Annotated in this window: 12 protein-coding genes; 4 read left to right on the top strand and 8 right to left on the bottom strand. The window is 65.0% G+C overall.

Annotated elements, in window-relative coordinates; genetic code table 11:
• Nucleotides 1–29 precede the first annotated feature (29 nt).
• The 4 genes from recN to IE122_RS12120 all read right to left on the bottom strand — a co-directional run bounded on the left by recN (nt 30) and on the right by IE122_RS12120 (nt 3,311).
• Nucleotides 30–1,694, bottom strand: coding sequence for a DNA repair protein RecN (gene recN / locus IE122_RS12105; protein WP_189621438.1), 1,665 nt, complete (start codon nt 1,692–1,694; stop codon nt 30–32).
• A gap of 59 nt (nt 1,695–1,753) precedes the next feature.
• Nucleotides 1,754–1,906 (bottom strand): hypothetical protein, encoded by a 153-nt coding sequence (locus IE122_RS12110; RefSeq protein WP_189621439.1) that lies wholly within the window; start codon nt 1,904–1,906, stop codon nt 1,754–1,756.
• Nucleotides 1,907–1,990: 84 nt separating this feature from the next.
• Nucleotides 1,991–2,428, bottom strand: coding sequence for an RrF2 family transcriptional regulator (locus IE122_RS12115; RefSeq protein WP_189621440.1), 438 nt, complete (start codon nt 2,426–2,428; stop codon nt 1,991–1,993).
• Nucleotides 2,429–2,516: 88 nt separating this feature from the next.
• Nucleotides 2,517–3,311: an outer membrane protein assembly factor BamD gene (locus IE122_RS12120; RefSeq protein WP_189621441.1), complete on the bottom strand. Its 795-nt coding sequence runs from the start codon at nt 3,309–3,311 to the stop codon at nt 2,517–2,519.
• Nucleotides 3,312–3,411: 100 nt separating this feature from the next.
• Between IE122_RS12120 and IE122_RS12125 the strand changes: the two genes are divergently transcribed.
• The gene (locus IE122_RS12125; RefSeq protein ID WP_189621442.1) at nt 3,412–5,193 is read left to right on the top strand and encodes a cation:proton antiporter domain-containing protein; all 1,782 of its coding nucleotides are present in this window, start codon (nt 3,412–3,414) and stop codon (nt 5,191–5,193) included.
• Nucleotides 5,194–5,362: 169 nt separating this feature from the next.
• On the opposite strand, the gene IE122_RS12130 is transcribed toward IE122_RS12125, so the two are convergent.
• Nucleotides 5,363–6,292: a glutaminase gene (locus tag IE122_RS12130; RefSeq protein WP_373299137.1), complete on the bottom strand. Its 930-nt coding sequence runs from the start codon at nt 6,290–6,292 to the stop codon at nt 5,363–5,365.
• Between the two features lie 137 nt (nt 6,293–6,429).
• Nucleotides 6,430–9,093, bottom strand: a complete 2,664-nt coding sequence (gene alaS, locus IE122_RS12135) for an alanine--tRNA ligase (RefSeq protein WP_189621444.1) — start codon at nt 9,091–9,093, stop codon at nt 6,430–6,432.
• Nucleotides 9,094–9,382: 289 nt separating this feature from the next.
• On the opposite strand from alaS, the gene IE122_RS12140 reads away from it, so the two are divergent.
• From IE122_RS12140 to IE122_RS12150, 3 genes are read left to right on the top strand one after another with little or no spacing between them, the layout of a single operon-like run.
• Entirely contained in the window at nt 9,383–9,913 is a 531-nt protein-coding gene (locus IE122_RS12140) for a TadE/TadG family type IV pilus assembly protein (RefSeq protein WP_189621445.1), read from the top strand.
• A gap of 1 nt (nt 9,914) precedes the next feature.
• Nucleotides 9,915–10,457 (top strand): TadE/TadG family type IV pilus assembly protein, encoded by a 543-nt coding sequence (locus IE122_RS12145; protein WP_189621446.1) that lies wholly within the window; start codon nt 9,915–9,917, stop codon nt 10,455–10,457.
• Nucleotides 10,454–11,965, top strand: coding sequence for a TadE/TadG family type IV pilus assembly protein (locus IE122_RS12150; RefSeq protein ID WP_189621447.1), 1,512 nt, complete (start codon nt 10,454–10,456; stop codon nt 11,963–11,965). Before IE122_RS12145 ends, IE122_RS12150 begins: the two co-directional genes overlap by 4 nt.
• A 190-nt stretch (nt 11,966–12,155) precedes the next feature.
• Here the strand turns inward: IE122_RS12150 and IE122_RS12155 are convergent, their stop codons facing one another.
• Together IE122_RS12155 and recA are read right to left on the bottom strand one after the other, a co-directional pair.
• The gene (locus IE122_RS12155; RefSeq protein WP_189621448.1) at nt 12,156–12,545 is read right to left on the bottom strand and encodes a hypothetical protein; all 390 of its coding nucleotides are present in this window, start codon (nt 12,543–12,545) and stop codon (nt 12,156–12,158) included.
• Nucleotides 12,546–12,927: 382 nt separating this feature from the next.
• Nucleotides 12,928–14,004: a recombinase RecA gene (gene recA / locus IE122_RS12160; protein WP_189621449.1), complete on the bottom strand. Its 1,077-nt coding sequence runs from the start codon at nt 14,002–14,004 to the stop codon at nt 12,928–12,930.
• Nucleotides 14,005–14,053 lie beyond the last annotated feature (49 nt).

The following is a 14,053-nucleotide window of genomic DNA, read 5'->3' on the forward strand; positions in this document are numbered from 1 at the left end:
GAGGATGATCCCTTTGAACCATCCCCGCACTACACCCCCTCCAGCAACCGATCCGCCTGCGCCCGCGCCTCATCGGTCACCTCGGCCCCGGACAGCATCCGCGCAATCTCCTCCTTGCGCGCGGCATCGTCCAGCAGCGCCACCGAAGTGCGCGTGACCGTTTCCTCGCTCGATTTGGCGATGAGGTAGTGTCGGTCCCCGCGCGCGGCGACTTGCGGGCTATGGGTGACGGCCAGCAACTGCCCGCCTGCCGCCAGCCGTGACAGGCGCTCGCCGATGGCGCTCGCCACCGCGCCGCCGACGCCGCGGTCGATCTCGTCGAAGATCACCGTTGCCGCCCCACCCTCCTCTGCCAGCGCCACCTTGAGCGACAGGATGAAACGCGACAGTTCGCCGCCGCTGGCAATCTTGGCGAGCGGGGCGAAGTCGGTGCCGGGGTTGGTCGAGATGAGGAATTCCACCGCATCCATCCCCATCGGCCCCCAACGATCTTCCGGCAGGCGCACCACCGAAGTCTGGAACCGCGCCGCGTCCAGTTTGAGCGGGGCCAGTTCCGCCTTCACCGCTGCGTCCAGCCGCACCGCCGCCGCGCGTCGCCGGTCGTGCAGCGCGCCAGCCGCCTCGCGATAGGCCAGCGCCGCCTTGTTCGCCGCGCGCTCCAGCGCCGCAAGGTGTTCGGTACCGCCTTCGATCGCGTCGAGCGCGGCGCGCATCCCGGCCATGCGGGCGGGCAGGTCGTCCACTGCGCAGCCGTGCTTGCGGGCTTGGGCGCGCAGTTCGAACAGCCGGGTTTCGATACGGTCGAGTTCAGCGGGATCAAACGTCAGAGCTTCCGCCGCGCGTTCCAGCCTCTCTTCAGCCTCGCCTGCCTCGATCACCGATCGATCCAGCGCCGCCAGCGCCTCGGCCAGCAGCGGGTGTTCGCCCGCGATCCGGTCCAGCCGTCGCGCCGCCGCCCGCAGCAGTGCCAGCGCCGAATCGGACCCGCTCCACAAGTGCTGCAGGGCGGCAAGATCATCGGCCAGCTTCTCGCCCTTCTGCATGTCGGCGCGGGCCAGGGCCAGCGCCTCCTCCTCGCCCGCTTCGGGGGCAAGCGCGGTGAGTTCGGCAAGGTGGGCGAGCAGCAGGTCCTGATCCTGCGCCGCCCGGTCCACTTGCGCGCGCGCATCGTCGAGCGCCTCGCGCGCGGAGCGCCAGTCCTTCCACGCGCGTTCGACCACCACCACATCGGCCCCGGCGAACCGGTCGAGCAAGGCACGATGCCCCCGCGCGTTGACCAGCCCACGTTCGTCATGCTGGCCGTGGATTTCGACGAGCGCCGGCGCAATCTCGCGCAGGAACGCGACGCTGACCGGCTGATCGTTGCAGAACGCGCGGCTGCCGCCATCGGCCTTCAACTGGCGCTTGAGAATGAGCGGCTCGCCCGGCTCGATCTCAAGCCCCGCCTCGTCAATGGCAAAACGGACGGTCGCCGGCAGTGCGGCGAATTCGAACGTCGCGGTGACGCCGGCGCGATCGGCTCCGGCCCGGACCAGCCCGCTATCGGCGCGATTGCCGATCACCAGGCCCAGCGCATCGAGCAGGATCGACTTGCCCGCTCCGGTCTCCCCGGTCAGCGCACCGAGGCCCGATGCGAACTCCAGGTCGAGCGCCTCGATCAGAACGATATTGCGGATGGAAAGCCGGGTCAGCATGTTCGCGAAGCGTTCTAGCGAAAGCTTCGGCGTCCGTCATCCGCATTGATGGTGCGCCATTACCCTTGGTGAACCAGCACGATGAACTGGGCCACACCGTTGATCCACGCCGCGATCAGCAGAGCGATCCCGGCCTTGACGTAGGGATTCCAGCGGTTGGCGGAAGATTCGTTGCGCAGCGCATTCGGCGTGCGCGGCATGTTCGAAGGCATCGTCGCTCCTGTCGCGTTGCCCCACCCTTGCTGTTTACAAAGCACATTCCGCGATTTTGTTGCCCGATACGCGCGACGAACCGCTCAGGGTTCCCCAACGAACGGCGGCTCGGTCGCGATCTTGTCGGCCAGGGTCAGGCGATCGAGCATCGCGGCAGTTTCATCGCGCAGCGTCAGCATCAGCCCGCGCAGCCGGCATTCCACTTCCGGCAGACAGTTGGCGCAGGTCTCATGCGCATTGCGGCTGGCGCAAGGGACCAGCGCCAGGCTGCCCCGGCAGAGGCGGATGATATCGCCATAGCGGATATCCACCGGCGGCAGCGCCAGTTCGTACCCGCCCGAGCGGCCGCGCTGCGACATGACGACACCTTCGCGCGCCATTTCCGAAAGGATCACGGTCAGGAACTTGCGCGGGATGTTCTGCGATTCGGCGATATCGTCCAGCCGCACCGGACCCTTGAGGTAGTGGTCCGCAAGGTGCTGCAAGGCACGGATCGTATAGCGAGTCTTCTGCGAAAGCATGAGACCGGCACAACAGGACGCGCCGGCAGAAATGTCAACCGGGACGGGGATGATTCCCCGACATTCCGGCGGATTGCCGGCGGTGCGATCAGGTCAGGTTTTCGGCGGCGTGCTTGCGCATGAGATCGTAGGCACGTTCGTACCACTTGCTCTGCGGATAGTTGCGCTCGAGCACGGCCGCCGCCTTCTGCGCTTCGGCCGGGATGCCGAGCGACAGGTAACCCTCGACCAGCCGGAACAGCGCCTCGGGCGTGTGGCTGGTGGTCTGGAAATTATCGACCACGTTGCGGAACCGCAGCGTGGCGGCCAGCCATTTGCCGCTGCGTTCATACGAACGGCCGATGGTCATTTCCTTGCCCGCAAGGTGATCGTTGACGAGGTCCAGCTTGAGCTTGGCGTCCGAGGCATAGCTGGTGGTCGGATAGCGGCGGGTAATCTCGGTCAGCGCGGTACGCGCCTGCTCGGTCGTCTTCTGGTCGCGGGTGACGTCGCTGATCTGTTCGTAATAGCACACCGCGATCAGGTAATAGGCGTAAGGCGCGTCCTTGTTGCCCGGGTGGATCGACAGGAAGCGCTGCGCCGAGGACACGGCCTTGTTGTAGTCGCGCGCGGCGTAATAGCTGAACGCGCTCATCAACTGGGCGCGGCGGGCCCAAGGGGAATAGGGATGCTGGCGCTCCACCTCGTCGAACAGGGCGGCGGCCTGCTTGGTGCGCCCCTGATCGAGCCGCTGCTTGGCGGCCGCATAGAGCGTATCGACATCGCGGGCGACGTAAGCGGTATCCTTCGCCTTGCCCCCCCGGCCGGCGCAACCAGCGGTGAGAACGAGCGCCCCGGTAGCGGCGGCGAGCATGGCGGTCCTGAAAGGCGAGCGTTCGAGCATGGCGGGGTCTATAACCAGCGACGCGGTGAACGCCAAGTGAAGTTGCGCAGGTGATCCACGGCGCGTGACTTTCGCCCCTCGATTGCCCTAAGCTGCTCTCATGGCCACAGAGACGCAGCTTTATTCACCCTTCCTGTCCGATGCCCTTGTCATCCTTGGCGCCGCCGGCGCGGTCATCCCGGTATTCGCCCGGTTTCGCATCACCCCTGTGATCGGCTTCATCCTGATCGGGCTGCTGGTGGGGCCGTTCGGCCTTGGCCGCCATGTCGGGCAATTGCCGTGGCTTTCGTACATGACGATCACCCGACCCGAAGAACTGGATGTGTTCGCCGAATTCGGCATCATCCTCCTGCTGTTCTCGATCGGGCTGGAACTGTCGTTCGGGCGGCTGTGGGACATGCGGCGGCTGGTCTTCGGGCTCGGCTCGCTGGAACTGATCGTCATCGGCTCGGCGCTCACCTGCGTGTTCTTCATGCTGGGCCAAGCGCTATCGGGCGCGCTGGCGCTCGGCCTCGCGCTGGCGCTGTCGTCCACCGCTCTGGTGCTGAAGATCACGAACACCAACACCCCGGTGGGCCGCGCCGCGCTGTCGATGCTGCTGTTCGAGGATATCGCGCTGGTGCCGATCATCTTCCTGCTCGGCGCACTCGCCCCCCATGCCGCAGAGGGTGGCGTGGGCAATCTGGTGACTACCGTGATGTGGGGTTCGCTCGTCGTCGGCGGCCTGCTGGTGCTGGGGCGCTATCTGCTGCCGCCGCTGTTTGCCCAGGCGGCGCGGACCAAGAGCCCGGAGCTGTTCCTGGCCGCCAGCCTGCTGGTCGTCATCCTCGCCTCGCTCGCCACCGCAGCGGTCGGCCTGTCGCCGATCGTCGGCGCGCTGGTGGCAGGGCTGCTGATCGCGGAAACCGATTATCACGCCGAGGTCGAGCAGATCATCGAGCCGTTCAAGGGCCTCGCCCTCGGGGTGTTCCTCATCACCATCGGCATGAGCATCGATCTCGCCATGCTATGGGACAACCTCGGCCCGATCCTGATGGCGACGGCGGGGGTGATCGTGCTCAAGGCGGTGGTCACCGGGCTGCTGCTGCGGATGATGGGCGCGCGGTCCAGCACCTCGGCGGAAACCGGGGTGCTGATGGCCAGCCCATCGGAAACGACGCTGATCGTGCTGTCCGCCGCCACCGCCGCGCAACTGATCGACCAGCCGACCGCGCAGTTCTGGCAGGTGGTGACGGCGATCGGCCTTACGGTGACGCCGCTGATGGCGCTGGCCGGGCGGATCTTTGCCCGCCGGATAGACCGCGCCGAACCGGCAGAGCAGCCGCCCGTGCAGGAAGGCCTGCCGCCGTCGATCATCGTCGGCTTCGGACGCGGCGGCAAGCTGGTGGCGGACCTGCTGATCCATCACAAGCGTCCCTATCTCGCCATCGAGGCCGATGTCGATCTGGTCGCCGCCGGGCGGCGCAAGGGCTACAATGTGTCCTTTTCCGACGCGGCACGGGGCGATGCGCTGATTCGCGCGGGCGTGGAACATGCCGCCGCCGTGATCCTGACGATGGACGAGCCGGTGATGGCGCAGCGCGTGGTGCGCAAACTGCGCGCCCAGTTCCCCGCCCTGCCGATCATCGCCCGCGCCCGCGACGTCGATCACGCCGCGCAACTCTACCGGGCCGGCGCGACGCACGCGGTACCCGAAACGCTGGAAAGCACCCTGCAGATGAGCGAGGCCGTGCTGGTCGAAACCGGCGTGGCGATGGGCCGCATCATCGCCTCCATCCACGAAAAACGCGACGAATTCCGCGATCGGATCATGAAGGACGGCGGGTTGGATGAAAAGCCGGCCCTGCGGACCGGATCGATGCCGGCGGCGGAGGGTGTTTGAGCGGAGAGCGCCCACCCCGCTGCGGCTAAGGCCTGCAGCCTAAGCCTCGCTCCCCTCCCGCGAGCGGGCGGGGATACTCGCGCTTGCCCTCCCGTTCACGGGAGGGCCGGAAGGCTTGATGATTCATCACCTAGCCGGACGGGGTGGGCACTCCCCACCACGACTCCGTTCACCCCCTCGGTTCGAACACTGACCAGCCCGTCTTCTGCACCAGCCGTTCCAGCGCCAGTTGCCCCAGATGCGAATTGCCGCTGGGGTTGAGGCCGGGCGACCATACCGCGATGCTGGCCACACCCGGTGCGACCGCTAGGATGCCGCCGCCCACTCCGGACTTTCCGGGCAAGCCGATGCGAAAGGCGAAATCGCCTGAATTGTCGTAGTGCCCGCAAGACATCATCAGCGCATTGATGCGCCGCGAGCGCCGCTCGGTGACGACGCGGTGCGCGCCAACCCGGCCACCGTCCATCAGGAAGCGCCCGGCCAGCGCCAGTTGCCGGCAGCTCATGGCGAGCGCGCAGAAGTGGAAATAGACGCCGAGCACCCGCTCCACCGGTCCGTGGATATTGCCGAAAGCGCGCATGTAATTCGCCAGTGCGAAGTTGCGAAAGCCGGTTTCCTGCTCGGCCCACGCCACCGTCTCATCGATCGCGATGCTGTCATCGCCCGCCAGTTCGCGCACGAAACGCAGCAGTTGCCCGATCGCCTCGCGCGGCTCCAAGCGGCCCAGCAGCACGTCGCACACGACGATGGCACCGGCGTTGATGAAGGGATTGCGCGGAATGCCCTGTTCGGTTTCCAACTGGACGATGGAGTTGAACGCCGACCCGGAAGGCTCGCGCCCCACCCGCTTCCACACCTGATCCCCCACCGCCCCCAGCGCCAGCGTCAGCGCGAAGACCTTGGAGATCGACTGGATCGAAAACGGCTCCTCGGCATCCCCCGCCGTGTGGAGCGAACCGTCGGCCATGACCACCGCGATGCCGAATTTGGTATGGGGCACCGAAGCGAGCGGCGGGATATAGTCGGCAACCTTCCCCCGCACTTCGGCGAAGCGCATTTCCTCGGCGATTTCGGTGATAATGGCGGACAAGTCAGCGATACCCACCTCCGTTCGTGCCCCCCCTTTTTCGTCATTCCCGCGAAGGCGGGAACCCATCTCCTGACGATCCCTGTTGCCCGATCGTCAGTTGGGTCCCCGCTTCCGCGAGGATGACGAGGTAGAGGTGATGGCAGCGGTCACCCCGCCAGCACCGCCCTCACCGCCGCGATCGCATCCGCTGCCTTGTCGCCATCCGGGCCACCGCCCTGCGCCATGTCGGGGCGGCCGCCGCCGCCCTTGCCGCCCAGCGCCGCAACGCCCGCGCGAACCAGATCGACGGCGCTGATCTGGCCCGTAAGGTCATCGGTGACGGCGGCGGCGATGCTTGCCTTGCCTTCGTTCACCGCGACCACGGCGGCGACGCCCGAGCCGATGCGCTGCTTGGCCTGATCGAGCAGGCCACGCAGTTCCTTGGGATCGAGGCCATCGAGCACCTGGCCGGAGAAGGTCACGCCGTTGACCACCTCGTCCGCGTTTTCGGCCTTGGCCGAGCCGCCGCCGAGCGCCAGCGCCTTCTTCGCCTCGGCCAGTTCGCGTTCCAGCTTGCGGCGCTCATCCAGCAGCGCGGCGACGCGGGCTTCGACATCCTCCGGCGTGGTGCGCAAAGCGCTCGCCGCGCCTTTCAACATATCCTCGCGGCCGACCAGCCACTGGCGCGCACCCTCGCCGGTCATCGCCTCGATGCGCCGCACGCCTGACGATACCGCGCTTTCCGAAACGATGCGGAACACGCCGATATCGCCGGTGGCGCGCACATGGGTGCCGCCGCACAGTTCGACCGAATAGGCGTTCTCACCCGCCTTGCGGCCCATCGATAGCACGCGCACCTCGTCGCCGTACTTCTCGCCGAACAGCGCCATCGCACCGGCGGCAATGGCATCGTCGGGCGTCATCAGCCGGGTCAGCACCGGCTCGTTGGCGCGGATTTCCGCGTTCACCTCGGCCTCGATCGCGGCAATATCATCGGCGGTGAGCGAGACCGGCTGAGAGAAGTCGAAACGCAGCCGCTCTGCCGCGACCATCGAGCCCTTCTGCGTCACGTGCCCGCCAAGGCGATTGCGCAGCGCCGCGTGCAGCAGGTGCGTCGCGGAATGGTTGGCACGAATGGCATCGCGGCGCTCGACATCGACGGTCAGCAGCACCGAATCGCCCACCCGGATCGTTCCGGCCTGAACCGTGCCATGCATCGCATGGAGGCGGCCCAGGGGCTTGGCAGTATCGGCAACCGCGATCTGCAGTTCGTCGTTGCCCGCCCCGGGCGCGCCGGTGATCGATCCGGCATCGCCGACCTGGCCGCCGCTTTCGCCGTAGAACGGGGTCTGGTTGGTCAGCACCACCACGGCATCACCCGCCCCGGCGCTCTCGACTTCCTTGCCGCCGACGACCAGCGCCACCACCCGGCCCTCACCGTGGGTGGCGGTGTAGCCGGTGAACTCGGTCGCGCCCTCGCGCTCGGCGATGTCGAACCAGATTTCGTTGTCGGCCGCCTGGCCCGAACCCTTCCACGCCGCGCGCGCCGCCGCCTTCTGCTGCGCCATCGCCGCATCGAAGCCGGCGCGGTCCACGCTCATCCCACGCGGCCGCAGCGCGTCCTCGGTCAGGTCATAGGGGAAGCCGAAAGTGTCGTAGAGCTTGAACGCGGTCTCGCCCGGAAGTTCGCCACCCTCGGCCATCCCCGCGGTCGCCTCGTCGAGCAGCTTGAGGCCGTTCGACAGGGTGCGGCGGAACTGCACTTCCTCGCGCTCCAGCGTTTCCTCGATCAGCGGCTGCGCGCGGCCCAGTTCGGGATAGGCCTGGCCCATCTCGGCGACGAGGGCGGGGACCAGCTTGTGCATCAGCGGGTCTTTCGCGCCCAGCAGGTGCGCGTGGCGCATGGCGCGGCGCATGATCCGGCGCAGCACGTAGCCGCGCCCTTCGTTGCTGGGCAGCACGCCATCAGCCAGCAGGAAGCTGGTGGAGCGCAAGTGATCGGCGATCACCCGGTGGCTGGCCTGCCGCTCGCCTTCCGCCTTCACGCCGGTCAGGCTTTCCGAGGCGGCGATCAGCGCCTTGAACGTATCGATATCGTAGTTGTCATGCACGCCCTGCATGACGGCGGATATGCGTTCCAGCCCCATGCCGGTATCGATCGACGGCTTGGGCAGGTTGCCGACGATCTCTCCGGCCGCCTGCTCGAACTGCATGAACACCAGGTTCCAGATCTCGATGAAGCGATCGCCGTCCTCTTCGGGCGATCCGGGCGGGCCGCCCCAGATGTGATCGCCATGATCGAAGAAGATTTCCGAGCAGGGGCCGCACGGGCCGTCATCGCCCATCGACCAGAAGTTGTCCTTGGTCGGAATGCGGATGATCTTCTGGTCGGGAAGGCCGGCGATCTTCTTCCACAGATCGAAAGCTTCATCATCGGTGTGATAGACCGTGACCAGCAGCTTATCGACCGGAAGCGCCCATTCCTTCGTCAGCAGGTTCCAGGCGTGGGTGATCGCCTGTTCCTTGAAATAATCGCCGAACGAGAAATTGCCCAGCATCTCGAAGAAGGTGTGGTGGCGCGCGGTGTAGCCGACGTTGTCGAGATCGTTGTGCTTGCCACCGGCGCGCACCGATTTCTGCGACGAGGTCGCGCGCGGCACGCTGCGCGTCTCCAGCCCGGTGAACACGTTTTTGAACGGCACCATGCCCGCATTGACGAACATCAGCGTCGGATCGTTATACGGAACGAGCGGCGCAGACTGCACCACTTCGTGCCCGTTCGAGCCGAAGTAATCGAGGAAGGACCGGCGGACTTCGTTAGTCGTGTGCATACTCGCGCCGATAAGCCACGCGCGCGGGTGGAGCAAGCGCGAACGCGCGGATATAGGGGGGCATTGCCCACCCCGTGCGGCTAGGCGGCAAGCCGCCAAGCCTTCCGGCCCTCCCGTGTACGGGAGGGCAAGCTCAAGTATCCCCTCCCGTTTACGGGAGGGGCGCGAGACTTGCGTGCGCAGCACGTTAGTCGCAGCGGGGTGGGCCTTCGCGACGGTGCGTTCTCAAGTGGCTTATACCTAACCCCGCTTTACCGCAAATCGAGCGTCGTGGCGCGATACGGGCGGCATGGCCAAGCTTCTCCCGCCCCTCCTACGCCGCCTGCGAGCCGATGCGCGCGGTGCCTCGGCGATCGAGTTCGCGATGATCGCGCCCGCGCTGTTCGCGGTGCTGGTGGCGACGATCGAGACCTCGCTGGTCTACCTCGCGCAGGACGGGCTGGAGACCGCAGCGGAAACCGGCAGCCGCCTGCTGCTGACCGGACAGGCGCAATCGGGGCTCACCGCGAGCCAGTTCAGGACCGCCGCCTGCAGTGCCCTGCCGCCGTACATGACCTGCGCCAACCTGATGGTCGATGTCCGCGTCGCCGGCAGCTTTTCGGCCGCCGATACCGGCATGCCTACGCTGACCTACGATTCCGGCGGCAACGTCACCAATGCCTTTTCCTATGCTACCGGCGCGCAAGGGTCGATCGTGGTGCTGCGCCTGCTCTATCTGTGGCCGACCAATGCCGGCCCGCTGGGGTTCGCGCTGGCCAACCAGCCGGGCAACAAGCGCCTGCTGGTGGCCACCAGCGTGCTGCGCACGGAAAGCTACTGAGATGGCATCGCGCCGCCCGGCGGAACTGCTGCGCGCCCTCGCCCGCGATTGCGGCGGCACCGCGTTGATCGAGTTTGCCTTCGCCTTTCCCTTCCTGCTCACGCTGTACCTGGGGGCCTACCTGTTCACCGATGCCAGCGCCTGCGATCGCAAGGTGACGATCACCGCGCGCGCGCTGGCCGATCTGGCCAGCCGCAGCGCCAGCCTGACCGAAAGCGACGTGACTGCGATCCTCAATGCCAGCGCGCAGGTCCTCTCACCCTATCGCTCCGCGAATGCGACGATGGTGCTGAGCGAGGTCCAGGTGACGGACGCCACCCACGCCAGGGTCATCTGGAGCCGCACCCTTAACGGCACCGCGCTGGTTGCGAATGCCAGCATCACGACGCCGTCCAACACCGCCGCGACCGGGACGTACATGATCCTGTCGCGAGTGACGTACCAGTACCGCCCGGTTGCCTGGCTGTGGCCGATGGGGCAGATCAACCTTGCCGATTCGATCCTGATGCTGCCGCGCAAATCCGATGCGGTGCCGTTGTCATGATCCGCCGCGCCCTCACACTATTGCAGCGCCGTTTCGCCCGCCTGCGGGCCGATGCGCGCGGGAACGTCCTGATCCTGACGGCGCTGGCGCTCGTGCCGCTGACGTTCGCGGTCGGCTTCAGCATCGACTATACCCGCGCCATGAAGCTGCGTACGCGGATGAACGCGGCGGCGGATGCGGCGGCGCTGGCGGCGGTCAACGTGGCGATGATGCAGCAGAGCGACAGCGCCGCCACGGCAGCGGCGCGGGCGATGTTCAATGCGCAGGTCAGCGGGCTGCCGGGGATGATCTACGATACCGCCAACCCGGCCAACCCCACCGTCACCATCGTGTCCAGCGGCGGGGTCAACATCGGGCGGAAGGTCACGGTCAGCTACACCGCGCAGTCGCGCAACCTGTTCGGCGGAGTGCTGGGCAAGGCAACCTTGACGATCAACGGCTCGGTCACCGCCGATGCCACCCGCGCGCCGCATGTCGATTTCTACCTGTTGATGGACACCTCGCCCTCGATGCTGCTGCCATCGACCACAACGGGCCTCAATTCGATTCGCACGGCGACCGGCTGCGCGTTCGCCTGCCATACCCAGAACCCGCGATCGGACGGGATCTATGTGCGCAATGCGGCCGGCCGCGACATCTGGCTCGACACGGCGAGCGGGAACTGGTGCCCGGTGAACGCGACCGACAGCACGTATATCTACTGCACCAGCGGCACGCGATACCGCAAATCAAACGGGCAATACGCCGACAGTTACTGGCTCACCCGCAATTTTTCGACATTGTTCGGCGGCAGCAACATCACCTTGCGGATCGACGACGAGGAAGCGGCGGCCCAGCAACTGATCCCGTTCGCGATCAACTCTGCCGCCGGCAACCGCGTGACGTACCGCTTGCAGATGTTCACCTATGACTGGACCCATCCGGGCAATACCCACCCGGTGAAAACGATCACCGGCACCATGGCGGACGTCAACACCCTGTCCGGCTACGATGTGCCCAATTTCTACGGCCTGCAGGATAACTGGTATATCAACAACTGCCCCACCAGCACCTATTGCAACAGCGACATGGGCAGCGAAGTGCACAACGCGCTGGTGCGGATGAACGCGGTGATGGCAACGCCGGGCGATGGCTCCACTGCCGCCGGCCCGCAGGGCGTGCTGTTCATCATCACTGACGGGATGGCTGATGAAGTCTACAGCGGCACCCGCTGGAACCGCGAATGGAATGCGCAGGACCTGGCGGACTGCACCACCATCAAGAACCGCGGCATCCGCATCGCCGTGCTCTATACCGAGTATCTGCCCGAATCGATGACCGGGGATAGCTGGTCACAAGCCAACGTCGCGCCGTACCTTGCCAATGTGGAGCCCGCGCTGCGCTCTTGCGCCTCGGCCCGGGCGGACGGCACCGCGCTCTACTACAAGGTCACCACCGACGAGAGCATCGCCGATGCCCTGACCTCGCTGTTTGCCCTGACCGTCCAGACCGCAAGGCTGACGCGGTAAGCGTCGGCTGAGCACCCCGTTTGCAACAAGGCCGCATGGCACCCCGTTACAGCTCGCCACCCGCATGTCCGCGCCCGTCGGGGCAGTGCCAACGCGAGCGTGTTTGCGCGCATTACTTCGGCTTGGCCCTCACGCTCATCCTTATCGACGCGATATGGCAGAGAGTTTTATCCTCACCATCGACGAAATTTCAGGCATCCGCCTTATGCAGAATTAACTGGTCAATTTTTCTATTAGAAAAAAGAGAGATCGCTCTACGTTCTGCGCAAAAACCGATAGATGCGCACTTGCCGATTATTTTTGCCAATGCCATTGGTTCGTCGTCGGGAGCTAGCTCATCATCACCATAAGCAAAACTACAAATTTCTTTTTCGGCAGAAACTGCACAAAAATGCATTACCTTTCGATCAAATTTTTCATCACTTGATCGATAGTTTATTTTAATATTTAAATCTAGGCGCATTATAATTTTACGCAAAAATGAAGAAGATCTATATTTATCATCGTCAATTTTTAGCGCAAGTAGTAAATCCTTAGCCTTGGCGCTCGCTCTATAAATTACGCAAATTTCCCCATCCATATGGCACCCTAAGGTTATGTGAATACGCGTCGCTAATGAGCATCACAGTCTATAGAACGCAGATTCCTTTTTCAAACAGTCTCTGCCGATCTTAGAGTTAGATCGAGGCGTCCGCACAAATGCCGAACGCGACATCTAATCGCGCCTGTAGCAGGCGTAGCCGATGTCGTGAACGATCGGCTGCGTAACAGTCGTGTGCAACGAAACCGACACACCAAACACAGGCCGACGCTTCTTGACATCCCTCGACATGGCAGAAAGTAACTGGCCCCTGCCCCGTTCATCCGCCCGACCAACCCACCCCCGCCCGATCGCCCAAACGATACCGCCCGCCGGTCCGGATGGACTGGCGGGCGGCTGCAAGCTTGCTTGGGGACAGCGCTTACTCGACATCGTCCTCTGCCGAAGGGCCGACCATCATCTCCTCGGCCAGGCCATCGGTCTGCGCGCGGATGGCCTTTTCCAGGCGATCGCAGACTTCGGGGTTCTGGCGCAGGTAATTCTTGGCGTTCTCGCGGCCCTGGCCGATGCGGATCGAATCGTAGCTGAACCATGCGCCCGACTTTTCGACCAGTCCGGCCTTCACGCCAAGATCGAGGATTTCGCCGATCTTGGAAATGCCTTCGCCATACATGATGTCGAATTCGACCTGCTTGAACGGCGGCGCGACCTTGTTCTTGACCACTTTCACGCGGGTGGCGTTACCGACGATATCGTCGCGGTCCTTGATCTGGCCGGTGCGGCGGATATCGAGCCGGACCGAGGCATAAAACTTGAGCGCGTTGCCGCCCGTCGTCGTTTCGGGGTTGCCGTACATCACGCCGATTTTCATGCGCAACTGGTTGATGAAGATCACCATGCAGCGCGACCGGCTGATCGAGCCGGTCAGTTTGCGCAGCGACTGGCTCATCAGGCGGGCCTGAAGACCGACGTGGCTATCGCCCATCTCGCCCTCGATCTCGGCGCGGGGGACCAGCGCGGCGACCGAGTCCACCACCAGCACGTCGATCGCGTTCGAGCGCACCAGCGTATCGGTGATTTCCAGCGCCTGTTCGCCGGTATCGGGCTGCGAGACGATCAGTTCATCGATGTTGACGCCCAGCTTCTTGGCGTAAACCGGATCGAGCGCGTGTTCGGCATCGATGAAAGCGGCGGTGCCGCCCATCTTCTGCGCTTCGGCGATCACGTGCAGCGCCAGCGTGGTCTTGCCCGAGCTTTCCGGACCATAGACCTCGATCACGCGACCGCGCGGCAGGCCGCCGACGCCGAGCGCGATGTCGAGCCCGAGCGAACCGGTGGAGATCGCTTCGATCTGCATCGTCTCCTTCGAGCCGAGCTTCATCGCGCTGCCTTTGCCGAAGGCGCGATCGATCTGGGCAAGCGCGGCTTCGAGCGCCTTCTGACGGTCCATGTTGTCCTTTTCCTTGCCTTCCTGGATCAGCTTCAACTGAGCAGCCATGTCACTTCCCCTTGTGCTACCGGCCCGGCCGGAAAGGTCAACGTCGTGG

The organism is Novosphingobium colocasiae, from assembly GCF_014652555.1.
GTDB lineage: Bacteria > Pseudomonadota > Alphaproteobacteria > Sphingomonadales > Sphingomonadaceae > Novosphingobium > Novosphingobium colocasiae.

Coding starts and splice junctions, on each gene's coding strand:
- recN (WP_189621438.1), bottom strand. CDS start 1,694: ATGCTGACCCGGCTTTCCATCCGCAATATCGTTCTGATCGAGGCGCTC.
- IE122_RS12110 (WP_189621439.1), bottom strand. CDS start 1,906: ATGCCTTCGAACATGCCGCGCACGCCGAATGCGCTGCGCAACGAATCT.
- IE122_RS12115 (WP_189621440.1), bottom strand. CDS start 2,428: ATGCTTTCGCAGAAGACTCGCTATACGATCCGTGCCTTGCAGCACCTT.
- IE122_RS12120 (WP_189621441.1), bottom strand. CDS start 3,311: ATGCTCGAACGCTCGCCTTTCAGGACCGCCATGCTCGCCGCCGCTACC.
- IE122_RS12125 (WP_189621442.1), top strand. CDS start 3,412: ATGGCCACAGAGACGCAGCTTTATTCACCCTTCCTGTCCGATGCCCTT.
- alaS (WP_189621444.1), bottom strand. CDS start 9,093: ATGCACACGACTAACGAAGTCCGCCGGTCCTTCCTCGATTACTTCGGC.
- IE122_RS12140 (WP_189621445.1), top strand. CDS start 9,383: ATGGCCAAGCTTCTCCCGCCCCTCCTACGCCGCCTGCGAGCCGATGCG.
- IE122_RS12145 (WP_189621446.1), top strand. CDS start 9,915: ATGGCATCGCGCCGCCCGGCGGAACTGCTGCGCGCCCTCGCCCGCGAT.
- IE122_RS12150 (WP_189621447.1), top strand. CDS start 10,454: ATGATCCGCCGCGCCCTCACACTATTGCAGCGCCGTTTCGCCCGCCTG.
- IE122_RS12155 (WP_189621448.1), bottom strand. CDS start 12,545: ATGGATGGGGAAATTTGCGTAATTTATAGAGCGAGCGCCAAGGCTAAG.
- recA (WP_189621449.1), bottom strand. CDS start 14,004: ATGGCTGCTCAGTTGAAGCTGATCCAGGAAGGCAAGGAAAAGGACAAC.